Here is a 12820-nt window from a genome sequence, read left to right on the forward strand (position 1 = left end):
GCGCAACGATTCTCAAGAACCATGAAAAATCCGAATCCCGATCCGACGAAGCATGCTGAGATTCCAGTTTGGAATGCCGAGAACTGGTTTTACGAGGACATCGTCATTGGCAGGAAGATCCGTTCGATCCGGCGCACGATCAGCGAAGGAGAGAGCATGCAGTTCAATGCGCTTGTCCTCGACATGCATCCCTATGTGGCGGATGAGCTGTTTGCGAGCAAGGAGGGCCTGTTTGGCCGGCGTCTTGTAGCCGGCGCCTTTGTGTTTTCCGCCGGCCTGGGGCTTGTCGCGACGAATTGCGTCAACGCCTTCAGTTACGGCTACGACAAGCTCCGCTTCATCAAGCCGGTCTTCATCGGCGACACGATCTACGCCATCAAGACGGATCTGGAGAAGACGCCCAAGTATCCGGAGATGGGCCTCTGCCGCGCGGCCTATGAGATCTTCAAGAATGACGGGGAGCTCGTCCTCTACTGCGAGCATTTGCAGACGGTGAAGTATCGCAATGCGCCGGGCTGCGCTGGGACGAAGGAGTGATGCGGGTGGGACATTGCGAGAATGAGACCTGGCGACACGGGAGTGAAATGCGTGGAAGGGAATATGCACCGGCGTTGTGGCGCGACGCGCGATCCCTGGGCATGCATGCCGGCCCATCGGTCGGGGTGCGGCGCTTTCTGGCTTTTCCAGGCGCGAAGGCGGGGCTTTTCCTGACCCGCCGCAAGGCATGGCGCTGCCGCCTGCGCTACAGTGCGTGAATGGCGCTCTTTGAGACGGCGAGGCCTGCTTCCTTCAATGCCTCGCTCATCGTGGGATGGGCGTGGATCGTGCGGCCGAGGTCTTCGGCGCTTCCACCGTATTCCATGTGGGCCACGATCTCGGAGATCAGCTCGCCGGCATTGGCCCCGAGAATCTGGGCGCCGAGAATCCGGTCGGTCTTTGAATCCGCGATGATCTTCACAAAGCCGTCGGTAGCCCCGGCGGCGATTGCGCGGCCATTGGCCGCGAAGTTGAACTTGCCGACTGTTACTGAAAGGCCCTGTGCCTTGGCCGCATCCTCGCCGAGCCCGACGGAAGCAACCTCCGGAGCCGTGTAGACGACGCCCGGCACAAGGTCCCAGTTGATGTGGCCCGCCTTTCCGGCGATCCATTCGGCGACGGCGGCACCGTCCTCCTCGGCCTTGTGCGCGAGCATGGGGCCGGCGACGACGTCGCCGATCGCCCAGATGCCGGGCGCGCTGGTTTTCAGGCGGGCGTCGACCTTGATGCGCTTTTTCTCGTCAAGAATGACTCCGGCCTTTTCAAGGCCGAGTTCATCGGCAAAGGGTCGCCGGCCCACGGCCACGAGCACCTTGTCGGCGGGAAACTCGAGCGGCTTGCCATCGCGTTCGGCGGTGAGGACGCCCTTGGAATATCCGGTGACCTTTGCTCCAACCTCGATCTTCAGGCCCTGCTTCTGCAGGATGCGTGTGAAGCTGCGGATGACATCGTCGTCAAAGGTCGCGATGATCTTTGGAAGAAACTCGACCACCGTCACCTCGCTGCCCAGGCGCGACCAGACCGAGCCCAGTTCGAGTCCGATGACGCCTCCACCAACGACAACGAGCTTCTTTGGAACCTCCTTGAAGGCGATGGCGTCGTCGCTGGAAACCACGGTTTTCCCATCGAACCTGAGGAAGGGAAGCTCCACCGGCACGGAGCCTGTGGCGATCACAATGTTTTTGCCGGAAATTTCGGTGACCGCGCCGCCTGGGGCGGTTATGTTCACTGTGGATGCGGAAGCAAAGGCTGCTGCGCCGGTGAAGACCGAGACCTTCCTGCCCTTTGCCAACTGGGAGACGCCGCCGACAAGTTTGCCCACGACGGCGTCCTTGCGTTTCATCATGGCCGCGAGATCAAAGTCGACCGCTCCCAGCTTGATGCCGTGCTCGGCGGCGTGCTGGCGGGCGAAGACAAGGTGCTCGCTCGAATGCAGCAGGGCCTTGCTCGGAATGCAGCCCACGTTGAGGCAGGTTCCCCCGAGCGTCGCCCGCTTTTCGATCAACGCCACCTTGAGGCCGAGTTGAGACGCGCGAAACGCGCAGACGTAGCCGCCGGGTCCGGCGCCGATGACGATGAGATCGAAGGATTCCATGGCAGAAAGACTGGTGGACAGGCGCGACGACAGCGGCCGTCGCGGGGTCCGGACAAGGGTGGATGCGCGCCTAGATGGACAGCAGCAGGCGGGTGGGATCCTCGATCGCCTGCTTGACCTTGACGAGGAAAGTGACGGCTTCCCTGCCATCGACGAGCCTGTGGTCGTAGCTCAGCGCAAGATACATCATCGGGCGAATGACGACCTGGCCGTTGATGGCGACGGGGCGTTCGTTGATGGCATGCAGGCCGAGGATGCCGCTCTGTGGGGCGTTGAGTATCGGCGTCGAAAGCATCGAGCCGAAAATGCCGCCATTGGTGATGGTGAACACGCCGCCTTCGAGGTCGGCGAGCGTGATCTTGTTGTCGCGGGCCTTTTTCGCCGCCTCACCAATCGCCTTCTCGATATCCGCCATGCCCAGCCTGTCGGCATCGCGGATGACCGGCACCATCAGGCCCTTTTCGGTCGAGACGGCGACTCCGATGTCGAAGTAATGATTCTGGATGATCTCGTCGTCCGCGAACTGGGCGTTGATGGCGGGCACCTCCTTCAGCGCGTGAACGACCGCCTTTGTGAAGAAGGACATGAAGCCGAGCTTGATGCCGTTCTTCTTCACGAAGTCGTCCTGGTATTTTGCGCGCAGGGCCATGACGGCGGACATGTCGACCTCGTTGAACGTTGTGAGCATGGCGGCCTCGTGTTGCGCCTGCACCAATCGTTCGGCGATGCGTTTCCGGAGCGGGGAAAGCTTTCTGCGGGACTGCCTGGCCGCCGGTGATGCGATGGCAACCGCGGCAGGCGCTACGGGAACCACCTCGGCGGAGCTTCTGGCTGGGGCGGACATTTCGCGCGGCGCGGATTCGGCGGCGGCGAGGACGTCACCCTTTGTGACGCGTCCGCCCTTCCCCGATCCGGCAAGGCCGGACGGATCGATGCCGGTCTCCTCCGCCACGCGCCGCACGGCTGGCGACAGCGGGAGGGATGCGCCCTTCGCCGCGGAGGGCACGGGTGCGGTCTTGCTTTCGCCGGCCTGTGCGGCAGGCGCCGCGGGGGCGGCGGCATCGGTGTCGATTGTGGCTACGACCTCGCCGATCTTGACCTCCGTTCCAACCGCGACCTTGAGCGCAATCCGGCCGGCGGCCTCCGCGGTCCCTTCGGACGTTATCTTGTCGGTTTCGAGTTCGAAGAGAGGCTGATCCCTCTTGACGGTGGCGCCGTCGGCGACATGCCACTTTGCGAGCACGCCGGAATTTATGGATTCGCCGAGGGGGGGGATCTTGACTTCGAGAAGAGGCATGAGGAGTTCGGTTGAGAGTGCGCGCGGCGGAGAGGGCCGTCAGATCGAGAAGGCGGTCTTGAGAAAATCAGCGAGTTCCCTGCGATGCAAGGCCAGGGCTCCCACGGCGGGCGATGCGGCGGGTTCGCGCCCCGCGTAGGCGGCCTTTTGTTTGAAGATTTCCTCAAGCGATGGAGCGATGTGGCTCCACGCGCCCATGTTGTGGGGCTCCTCCTGCGCCCAGACGAGACGGGCGCCCGCATGCTGGCTGGCAAGTTCGGAAAGCCGGTCCCGGTGCAGCGGGTAGATCTGCTCCACGCGAACGATCGCGGTGTCGGTGATCCTGTTCTTCTCCCGGTAGTCGGCGAGATCGTAGTAGACCTTGCCCGCGCAGAGAATGAGGCGGGCCGCCTTCGCCGGCCCGGCCGGATCGTCGATGATCTCCTGAAACGAGCCTGTAGTGAATTCGTCGATACGCGAGACGACCGCGGGATGGCGCAGCAGGGACTTGGGTGACATCACCACCAGCGGCTTGAGGAAATCGCGCTTCATCTGGCGCCGGAGCACGTGAAAGAAATTGGCCGGTGTCGTGATGTTCACGACCTGGATGTTGTTTTCGGCCGCAAGCTGAAGAAAGCGCTCCAGGCGGGCGGAGGAATGCTCGGGGCCCTGGCCCTCGTAGCCATGGGGCAGCAGCAGCACGATGCCGCTCGTGCGCTGCCATTTCGACTCGGAGCTCGCGATGAACTGGTCGATGACGACCTGCGCCCCGTTGGCGAAGTCGCCGAACTGCGCCTCCCAGATGCAGAGCATCTGGGGATAATCGAGCGAGTAGCCGTAGTCGAATCCGAGGACGGCGGCCTCGGAGAGGAGGGAGTTGTACACGCAGAACTTGGTGGGTCTGCCGTCGTCGAGGTGCTTGAGCGGCGTGTAGCTCTCGCGGGTCTCGTGATCGTGAAGGACGGCGTGGCGGTGGCTGAAGGTGCCGCGTTCGCAGTCCTGTCCGCTCAGGCGCACGGGCGTGCCGTCGAGCAGGAGGGTGCCGAAGGCGAGCGCCTCGCCCAGGGCCCAGTCGACCGGACCGCCTTCCTTCAGGGCGTGCAGGCGCGCGTCGAGGAGCCGCCTGATCTTGGGGTTCACATTGAAGCCGGCGGGGAGCGTGGTGAGGCCGCGGACGACTTTTTCGATCTCGGCGTGGGGCACTCCCGTGGGAACGGGAGCGTGGCTGAAATCGGGCTGAAAAACGGCGGTGGATCCGGCGAACTTCGCCTGGGGATCCGCCGCCTTCGCCTTGCGCCTCGCGGTTTTTTCCGCCTCGCGGGCCTTCGCCTTCTCGAGGTTCGACTCCAGGGCGGCGAGGTACTCGGCCTTGATGGCCTCGCACTCGGCCGGGGTGAGGCTGCCCTCCGTCGTGAGTTTCTCCGTGTAGAGCGTCGAGACCAGCGGATGCGTCGCGATCTTCCGGTACATTTCGGGCTGCGTGAAGGCGGGCTCGTCGGACTCGTTGTGTCCGTGGCGGCGGTAGCAGTACATGTCGATGACGACATCCCGCTGGAACTTCACGCGGAACTCGAGGGCGAGCTGGGCGACCATGCAGACGGCCTCGGGGTCGTCGCCGTTGACGTGGAAGATCGGCGCCTCGATCATCTTGGCGACGTCGGTGCAGTAGCGTGTGGATCGCGCCTCGCTGGGCAGCGTCGTGAAGCCGATCTGGTTGTTGATGACGAAATGAAGCGTGCCGCCGGTGCGGTAGCCGGGCAGCTGCGAGAAGTTCAGGGTTTCAGCGACCACGCCCTGGCCCGCGAACGCGGCGTCGCCGTGCACCAGGAGCGGCAGGACCTTGCGGCGCTCGACATCGCCGCGGATGCGCTGGCGCGCACGCGCCTTGCCCTCGACCACCGGGTTGACGATTTCGAGGTGGGACGGATTGGCCGCCAGCCTGATCTCCACCTTTCCGCCGGTGGTGGTGTCGAGTATGGACTCGTATCCCAGATGGTACTTCACGTCGCCGTCGCCGGCGACCGTCTCGGGGATGTAGTTTTCCGAGAACTGCTCGAACAGCAGCTCGAAGGGCTTGCGCAGGATTGAGGTCAGGACGTTCAGGCGTCCGCGATGGGCCATGCCCATGACGATCTCGGCGACGCCCTGGGCGGGCGAATGCTCGACGATTGCATCGAGCGCAGCGATGAAGGTTTCGCCGCCTTCGAGCGAGAAGCGTTTTTGTCCGACGTATTTCGTGTGAAGGAAACGCTCGAACAACTCGGCCTTGTGCAGGCGTCGCAGGATCCTGGTCTTTTGAGCCTTGGAGAACTGAGGCTGGTTGCGCGACGTCTCCATGCGGGTTTGCAGCCAGTTGCGGACTTCGGTGTCCTGAATGTGGAGATACTCCACCCCGATGCGGCCGCAGTAGGTTTGCTGCAGGGAGTCGATCAGGCTTTGAAGCGTCATCTGGCCTTGATCCAGGTAGTGGCCCACGTCGAAGGATCGGTTGAGATCAGCTTCGTCGAGGCCGAATTCACCCAGCGCCAGCCGTGGAGACGGCGGCGGGGGATCGCTGAGTGGATCGAGATGGGCCTGAACGTGCCCGATCGAGCGATAGTGATAGATCAGGCTGTGGACCTGGGACTGTTTCAGGCTTTCGGCCAGTTGGGCGGGCTCCGCTGCAACCCGCATGGCGGCGCCGTTTCTGGACGTGGCTTGATTTCCAAGGGAAAAGCCCTGGAAGAAGGCCTGCCAGGTCGGATCAACGGAGTCAGGATTCTCGAGCCAGGCGCTGTAGGCGGCATCGAGGATGTCGGCGTTTGCACGCGTCGGCAACGGAAGTGGTCTCATGGAAAGTGATGAGAATCAGGGTGGAGGGAGGTGAGGGTGGATCGGAAAATGCAGGTTGCGGAAACACAATGGAGGCTCTCATTCAAGCTTCTGACGGTTCGAGAGGCAAGCGGGTGAAGGCCGGGGAGCCTGATTGAAAACTCGCTTAACGAACTTAGCATGAACATTAGAAACGGGTTTCTCGACCATGGAACAAGCGATCAAAGATTCACTAATGGAGTTGATGGAGGGCATCAAGCAATCTGATGCCGAACGGATTGCTTTGGGATTGAAGCGTTTGGATGAACTGATGGAGGCCTCCCGGGATGAACTTCATCCGCAACTCATTCACTACCTCGAAGGACGCAGCTATGCGAAGGCGATGGCTTTCCTTGGCGGCGAAGGTGGGATCCCGGCGGGAATCTGCAGGGGACCCGGAAGAAACCCGCGGTCATCATGAGTGCGCCAAGGAAAGTTTCAACTTCCGGCGGCGACGCCTTGGGGCAGAATCCGTTTGCGGCGCTGGATACGGTTCGAAGCGACCTTCCGCCTGCCCGGGCTTCAAGCCCGGATTCAAGTCGGGGGAATGGCGATGAAGGCGGTGGAGCACGAAAGAACCGCGGTCGTGTGGATATTCGCCGGACAACGGCGGGACGCGGAGGCAAGACCGTGACGGTGATCGATGGCTTTGTCGGAATTGGCGTCGCGGAGAAGGAAAGTCTGGCCAAGACAATGCAGAAACGCTGCGGCTGCGGCGGCACCGTGAAGGATGGCCGGATCGAAATCCAAGGGGACAAGCGGGAAGCGGTTGCACAGGTGCTCGAGGCCGCTGGGTTTCGCCCGGTGTTCGCGGGAGGATGAGCGTGAGCGCGAATGTTCCGCCGGTCACCGTGCTCTGCGGGTTTCTCGGAGCAGGGAAGACGACGGTGCTGAATCATCTTCTCCCACAGAGTGAGGGCCGGCGCTGGGCGCTCGTGGTCAATGATGTCGGATCGATCAATATCGACGCCCGCCTCATTGCGCAGCGGACGGTTGAACTTTCCGGAGGTGCGGGTCGAGGGCAGCCTGTGATCGAACTCGGCAACGGGTGTGTCTGCTGTTCGATCAAGGACGAACTTGCGGAGTCGCTCGCGGAACTGGCCATGACGGGCCGCCCGGGCGGACCCCCGGGCGATCCCTATGATCACATCATCGTTGAGGCGACGGGCGTGGCTGAACCGAGGGGCGTGGCGCAGTTGTTCATTCAACGGAATCCCTTCGGCCGATCGCTCGCCGACCTCGCCGCTCTGCGCTCGCTCGTCACCGTGGTTGATGCGTCCCATTTTCTCGGGCTTTGGAATGCCCGTGTGACAACCCGCCCGCGGGGAGAAATCGCCGGCGCCGGGGAAACCGCCAGGGACCTCTTCGATCTGATGCTCGACCAGGTGGAGACGGCGGATCTGATCGTCGTGAACAAGTGCGATCTGGTGTCGGAGGATCAGCGCATGATGCTGAGCGCCGCCATTGAGGGCGTGAATCCGAGGGCGGAGCTGCAATTCGTGGAGCACGGGCGGGTCTCGCGCGATGTTCTGCTGGACCACCAGCGATTTGAGCCCCGCACGACACTGTCCGGCGCGCGCTGGCTTCAGAGTCTCAACGCCGTTGCGCCGCAACTCCGCGGAGCTGCGGGCGCATCGGTTGTCAAGCCGCGCGCAGCGGCGCCTTCCTACGCGTTGAAATACGGCCTCTCCAGTTTTGTCTACCAGGCGCGCCGTCCGTTTTCGCGGGCGCGCTTTGAGGCGCGGATTCTCGGGGGCTTTCCCGGATTGGTGCGGGCGAAGGGATTCTGCTGGTGGGCGGAGTCGCCTGACGAGATGGGATTCCTGTCCGTCGCGGGGAGTCGTGCAAAACTGGATACGCTGAATTTCTGGTGGGCGTCGCTGATTGAGCATGGGCGCGCATCTCCCGGGGACAGGCCTGAGATGATTCGGGCGCTCTGGGTCGAGCCCCATGGAGACCGCCGGCAGGAACTCGTGTTTATCGGGCAGTCCATGGATGAAGCGGCGATTCGTTCGGCGCTGGATCAATGTCTGGTGGACGGCTCTTGAATGACCGTGAGGGCTGCAGTCTCGTCGGACTCCTGACAACGCATCGATTTCCGGGAAGGGAGGGATAAGTTGTTTGTGATTAGGAAAGTGGCGTTCGGACAAGCGGGGTGTGGGCTCAACCGCGTCGAATTGGCTTACACTCGCACGAAAGCGCAAACACGAGACGTTTTGGAAAAAACTTGAGGGGTTCTGAGAGTAACCAATTCAGATATAGCCACATATATCTACGTAGATTTGCAGCTGGTAGAAACACGTAGATTGGAATGCGACGTGCTAAGGATGCGCCGTTCCCATGTTGTTCTCACCAAATCGAGTCCATCAGTTGTCCGCTGTTTCAGGCAGTGCGTTGTTGTTGGTGGTGCCCATGCGCCTTGGCGCGCAGACGGTGCCCACGGCGCAGGTGAGTGAAGGTGGCTACACGCTGTTTTTTCTCGGACTCGGGCTGGTGGCGCTTGCCGTATACAATCTGCGCAAGCGGAAGTCGCGGGAATAGCGCGGTCGCACCAGCGCGGTTGTGAACGCCAGCGGGTGACGCAGCCACAACGCGCACTTGCATTGCCGCGACCTCGTCGCGACCGTGAAGCATGGATACCCCTTCGCGGCTTCCGGTGAGACGTCGGGAGATTTTCGGGTGGTGCTGCTTCGATTTCGCGAATTCGTCGTTCACGACGATCATCATCACGGTCGTCTACGCGACGTACTTCAGCAAGGCCGTGGCGCTCGGCGATCCGGCTGCCTCGAGCTGGTGGGGAAGGGCGCTGTCGTTGTCGCAGGTCATCGTGATTCTCTTCTCTCCGTGGATAGGCGCAGTGGCGGATTTTACGGCCAGGAAGAAGCGGTTTCTCATGTGGTCGGCGGGTGTGTGTTCGATCGCGACGGCATGCCTCTATTTCACCGGGTCGAACGACGTGCTGCTCGCGCTCTCGATCGTCGTGGTGGCCAACATTGCGTTTTCCGTGGGCGACAACCTGTGCGCGAGTTTTCTCCCGGAGATCAGCACACCGGAGAACGTCGGTCGCATCTCGGGGTTCGGCTGGGGTTTCGGATATGTCGGCGGACTGCTGAGCCTGGGGCTGGCGCTTGTCATCATCGAGGGACTGAAGGCCTCGGCGAGATGGACGTTCCTGATGACGGGCCTGTTCTTCCTGCTTGCGAGCCTGCCCACGCAGATCCTGCTTCGCGAGCGCGCGGTGCCGAAGCCGCTGCCTGCGGGCGCGAGTCATTTCTCCGTGGGGTGGGGTGCGATTGCGAGGACCCTGCGCGAGCTTCCGGCGCATCGCACGCTGGCGATATTCTTTCTTTCCTTCACGGCGTTCATGTCGGGGCTGATGGCGGTCATTGTCTTCGCGTCACTTTTCGGCCAGAATGTCCTTCATCTGACGCAGTCGGAGAACATCATGCTTTTCGCCGCGCTGCAGATCACGAGCACGCTGGGCGCGCTTGGCTTCGGCCTCCTCCAGGATCGTGTGGGGGCCAAGCCGTCCCTCGTCATGTCGCTCCTGATGTGGCTGATCGTTTCGGTCTGGGCGGCGTATTGCCGGACCAAGATGGAGTTCTTTCTGATCGGCGGCATCGCGGGCTTTGCGATGGGTTCGCTGCAGGCGACGAGCCGCGCGGTGGTGGCGTCGCTGACACCGCCCGGAAGAAGCGGGGAGTTTTTCGGATTCTGGGGACTTTTCGGCAAGCTCGGCGCGGTGATCGGCCCCCTGGCGATGGGCGAACTGGCCACCCTGCTTGGCTACCGCACGGCGGTGCTTCTCAACGGGATTTTCTTCCTTTTGGGTTTGATGATCGTCCTTCCGCTCTCGCTGGCGAGGCCATCGAGGCGGTAGCGCCGCGCGGGCGTTTGGGAGAGCAGCCTCACGGACGCGTCTGACCGATCGCTGCGGGTGTGGTGACGCGAAGGATCCGCCTCCACACCAGGAACAGGATCCAGGCAATGAGAGCCGTCACCACCGTGTGGCTGAGAAAATGCGCACCTTTCGCCATTTGATAAAACCCCATGATGCAGCCTGCGGCGAGTCCCGGGACGATCGTCAGGACGCGTGCACGCCGGGAGCTGGCGAGACCCACGAGGCCCAGCAGCGCGAAACCGCCGCTGGCGTGACCCGCCGGAAAGCAGTGTCCGCACCGGGTGGGCCTGTCTGAATCGGAATGGCGCTCGAGAACCCGGACGTAGGGTTGGTCCCCTCCATAGGCGCGTATTTCAGACGGGCAGAAAACATTCGTGACCGACTTCAATTCCCCGATGAAGGCGGGAACCGTTCCGAGGGTTAGGAAGGCGACGAGCAGATTTCTTCGGACCGGCTCCGGAACGTGAAGACGGTTCCGCCAGGATTGCGGTCCGACAACGAGCGCGATGAGCGCGACCCCCATCGTGATGAGCACCAGCTTGGGACCGGTGTAGAACAATGCCCGCGGCACTGCGGCATGGGCATCGATCAGCCAGCGCCTTGCCGCGAAGTCATACAGATGATTCTGGACGAGCAGATCGAGAGGCGTGACCTCGAACAGCAGGAATGTCAGCGCCAGTGTGCCGACGGCTGGCCACAGTGTCCGGTCAATTCCTGTTCGCGACATGCTGCATGCTCTCCGAACTCTGGATTGCGCCCTGGCCGCCGTGCGCGAACAGCCAGCTCGCCGATTGATAGTACGCGATGGCATCGTCGACCAGCGAGGGGTCCGTCGGCTGGGGCGTGCCTGACTGCCGCATCTCGTCGTACTTGAACGCGAGTGACTGCCGGACAGGTTTGAGCACGGTCAGCGTGCCGTCCTTGAAGTATCCAAGCTTCTGGTAGTTTCCCAGCAGGGCCCGCCCGGAAAATCCGTCGGGCTGGTCGATCACATTCCATCCGTAGAACCGGCTCGGGTATGTCCACCCGAGCAGAGCCAGAAGCGTGGGAGCGACGTCGATCTGACTCGTGATGGTCTTCACGACACCCGGCTTGATCTGTCCGCCGGGCGCATAAATCAGCAGCGGGATGTGATAGTTCTGCAGTGGCAGCTCGGATTTGCCCGCGCTTGAGGCGCAATGATCGGCGACGATGATGAACACGGTGTTCTTGTACCAGGGCTTTGACTCGCAGTCGTGAAGGAGCTTCGCAATCGCGTAGTCCGTGTATTTCACCGCTCCCAGCCTTCCGGAAATCTTGGAAGGCAGGTCGATGCGCCCGGCCGGATACGTGTAGGGGCGGTGATTGGACGTGGTCATGACGAATTGAAAGAACGGCTTGTGCTCCTGATCGCTGCGATCGGCGCTTGCTATCGCCCAGCGGAACAAGTCCTCGTCGCACGCGCCCCAGACGTTCGCGAAGGTGACTTCGCTCCCGGGCACGGCGTTTCGGTCGATGATCTCGTAGCCGTTGCCGCCGAAAAAGTGGTTCATGTTGTCGAAGTAGCCGAATCCCCCGTAGATGAACTGCGTGCTGTAGCCGCGACTTCGAAAAACCGACCCGAGGGTGAACAGATTTTCGTTTCCGGGCCTCTTGATCAATGAGCGGCCAGGGGTGGGCGGGACGGAGAGCGTCAGCGCCTCCATGCCGCGGTCGGTCCGGTTTCCGGTCGCATAGAACGCATCGAACACCAGGGCGTGAGGCACCAGTGCGTCCAGGTTGGGGGTCACGTTGTCCCGGCTGCCGTAGCGTGCCATGAAGCTGGCGCTCAGGCTTTCAACCGTGATCTGGATGACATTGAGGTGTTTCTCCGGCCCGTGATTTGAGACCAGGCGCAGCAGGTTGTCCTCGGCGCCGCCAAGGAAGCTGGAATGATCGCCCGCGGTGATGCCGCGCACCCGATGAAATGCGGCCTCCGTCGGCAGTGTCGGATAGAAGCGATCGTAGTCGATCTCGTTGGCGCGAAATGCGGCAAACAGGGACCACAATCCGTTCCTGGCCAGTTCGCGGTTGTAGTTGTTCGAGAAATTGGGAATCGCCCCCTCGCTGAGCGCCAAACCAAGGGTGAGGCAGAACAGGCATGCGAGCGCTGCGGTTCTCCAGCGGCGGCCCGCGGGTTCATCGGCATTGTCCAGCCAGAGCGACAGCCATCCGAGATTTCGGACAGCCAGATACATCGCCGCCGCGCCCACCGCGATTCCGGAAAGTATCAGCGGCATCGGATAGGATTCCCGGATGTTTCCAATGACCTCGGTTGTATAGACAAGATAGTCGACGGCTATGAAGTTGAAGCGAACGCCGAATTCGTCCCAGAACACCCATTCGGCAACGGCGCCAAAGAGCAGCGCATAGGAGATGACAAACACGAACAGGTGGACTCCAAGGCGCGCCCAGGCGGAGGAGAAAAAGCGGCGCGGGAGGGCGGCGAGGATGAGCATGAGCGGGATGCAATACCATGCCGCGCTGCCGAGGTCGAAAAATTCGCCCAGGGCAAAGGCGCCCAGCAGGCTGCCGTTCCAGGACACCTCTCCAGCGGACTTGACGAGAAGGGCGATGCGCACCGCCAGACTGACGGTGAGCGCGAGAAGGGCGACCAAGAACGCCAGACCGCAGCGCTGCTTCA

At 62.2% G+C, this 12820-nt stretch carries 11 protein-coding genes; 6 read left to right on the forward strand and 5 right to left on the reverse strand.

The features are described 5' to 3' along the window. The first annotated feature begins 21 nt into the window (after positions 1-21). Complete coding sequence (locus HS122_08570) at positions 22-537, forward strand: MaoC family dehydratase (GenBank protein MBE7538451.1); 516 nt, start codon at positions 22-24, stop codon at positions 535-537. A gap of 205 nt (positions 538-742) precedes the next feature. On the opposite strand, the gene lpdA is transcribed toward HS122_08570, so the two are convergent. Genes lpdA through HS122_08585 form a run of 3 tightly spaced genes read right to left on the reverse strand, consistent with a single transcriptional unit; the run spans position 743 to position 6239 of the window. Then, entirely contained in the window at positions 743-2281 is a 1539-nt protein-coding gene (gene lpdA / locus HS122_08575; protein ID MBE7538452.1) for a dihydrolipoyl dehydrogenase, read from the reverse strand. After that, positions 2202-3428, reverse strand: a complete 1227-nt coding sequence (odhB, locus tag HS122_08580) for a 2-oxoglutarate dehydrogenase complex dihydrolipoyllysine-residue succinyltransferase (protein MBE7538453.1) — start codon at positions 3426-3428, stop codon at positions 2202-2204. Before odhB ends, lpdA begins: the two co-directional genes overlap by 80 nt. Positions 3429-3467: 39 nt before the next feature. Next, complete coding sequence (locus tag HS122_08585; protein MBE7538454.1) at positions 3468-6239, reverse strand: 2-oxoglutarate dehydrogenase E1 component; 2772 nt, start codon at positions 6237-6239, stop codon at positions 3468-3470. A gap of 187 nt (positions 6240-6426) precedes the next feature. On the opposite strand from HS122_08585, the gene HS122_08590 reads away from it, so the two are divergent. The 5 genes from HS122_08590 to HS122_08610 all read left to right on the forward strand — a co-directional run bounded on the left by HS122_08590 (position 6427) and on the right by HS122_08610 (position 10137). Next, a complete protein-coding gene (locus HS122_08590; protein ID MBE7538455.1) occupies positions 6427-6678 on the forward strand; it encodes a hypothetical protein in 252 nt (83 codons plus the stop codon). Beyond that, positions 6675-7079, forward strand: coding sequence for a translation initiation factor (locus HS122_08595; protein ID MBE7538456.1), 405 nt, complete (start codon positions 6675-6677; stop codon positions 7077-7079). Before HS122_08590 ends, HS122_08595 begins: the two co-directional genes overlap by 4 nt. A 2-nt stretch (positions 7080-7081) precedes the next feature. Beyond that, positions 7082-8305, forward strand: coding sequence for a GTP-binding protein (locus HS122_08600; protein MBE7538457.1), 1224 nt, complete (start codon positions 7082-7084; stop codon positions 8303-8305). Between the two features lie 292 nt (positions 8306-8597). Continuing rightward, a complete protein-coding gene (locus HS122_08605; GenBank protein MBE7538458.1) occupies positions 8598-8798 on the forward strand; it encodes a hypothetical protein in 201 nt (66 codons plus the stop codon). 91 nt (positions 8799-8889) lie between these two features. Then, entirely contained in the window at positions 8890-10137 is a 1248-nt protein-coding gene (locus HS122_08610; protein MBE7538459.1) for an MFS transporter, read from the forward strand. A 28-nt stretch (positions 10138-10165) separates the two neighbouring features. Here HS122_08610 and HS122_08615 read toward each other — a convergent pair whose 3' ends face one another. Together HS122_08615 and HS122_08620 are read right to left on the reverse strand one after the other, a co-directional pair. After that, on the reverse strand, positions 10166-10885 hold the full coding sequence (locus tag HS122_08615) for a phosphatase PAP2 family protein (protein ID MBE7538460.1): 720 nt from the start codon (positions 10883-10885) through the stop codon (positions 10166-10168). After that, positions 10866-12542 (reverse strand): LTA synthase family protein, encoded by a 1677-nt coding sequence (locus tag HS122_08620; GenBank protein MBE7538461.1) that lies wholly within the window; start codon positions 12540-12542, stop codon positions 10866-10868. The genes HS122_08615 and HS122_08620 overlap by 20 nt, the downstream gene beginning before the upstream one ends. Positions 12543-12820: the final 278 nt, after the last annotated feature.

The organism is Opitutaceae bacterium, assembly GCA_015075305.1.
In the GTDB taxonomy this organism is placed as follows: Bacteria; Verrucomicrobiota; Verrucomicrobiia; order Opitutales; family Opitutaceae; genus UBA6669.

Excerpts from the sequence above, each read along its gene's own strand:
- HS122_08590 (MBE7538455.1), top strand. The coding sequence starts at position 6,427 with ATGGAACAAGCGATCAAAGATTCACTAATGGAGTTGATGGAGGGCATC.
- HS122_08605 (MBE7538458.1), top strand. The coding sequence starts at position 8,598 with ATGTTGTTCTCACCAAATCGAGTCCATCAGTTGTCCGCTGTTTCAGGC.
- lpdA (MBE7538452.1), bottom strand. The coding sequence starts at position 2,281 with ATGGCAGGGAAGCCGTCACTTTCCTCGTCAAGGTCAAGCAGGCGATCG.
- odhB (MBE7538453.1), bottom strand. The coding sequence starts at position 3,428 with ATGCCTCTTCTCGAAGTCAAGATCCCCCCCCTCGGCGAATCCATAAAT.
- HS122_08595 (MBE7538456.1), top strand. The coding sequence starts at position 6,675 with ATGAGTGCGCCAAGGAAAGTTTCAACTTCCGGCGGCGACGCCTTGGGG.
- HS122_08615 (MBE7538460.1), bottom strand. The coding sequence starts at position 10,885 with ATGTCGCGAACAGGAATTGACCGGACACTGTGGCCAGCCGTCGGCACA.
- HS122_08610 (MBE7538459.1), top strand. The coding sequence starts at position 8,890 with ATGGATACCCCTTCGCGGCTTCCGGTGAGACGTCGGGAGATTTTCGGG.
- HS122_08570 (MBE7538451.1), top strand. The coding sequence starts at position 22 with ATGAAAAATCCGAATCCCGATCCGACGAAGCATGCTGAGATTCCAGTT.
- HS122_08585 (MBE7538454.1), bottom strand. The coding sequence starts at position 6,239 with ATGAGACCACTTCCGTTGCCGACGCGTGCAAACGCCGACATCCTCGAT.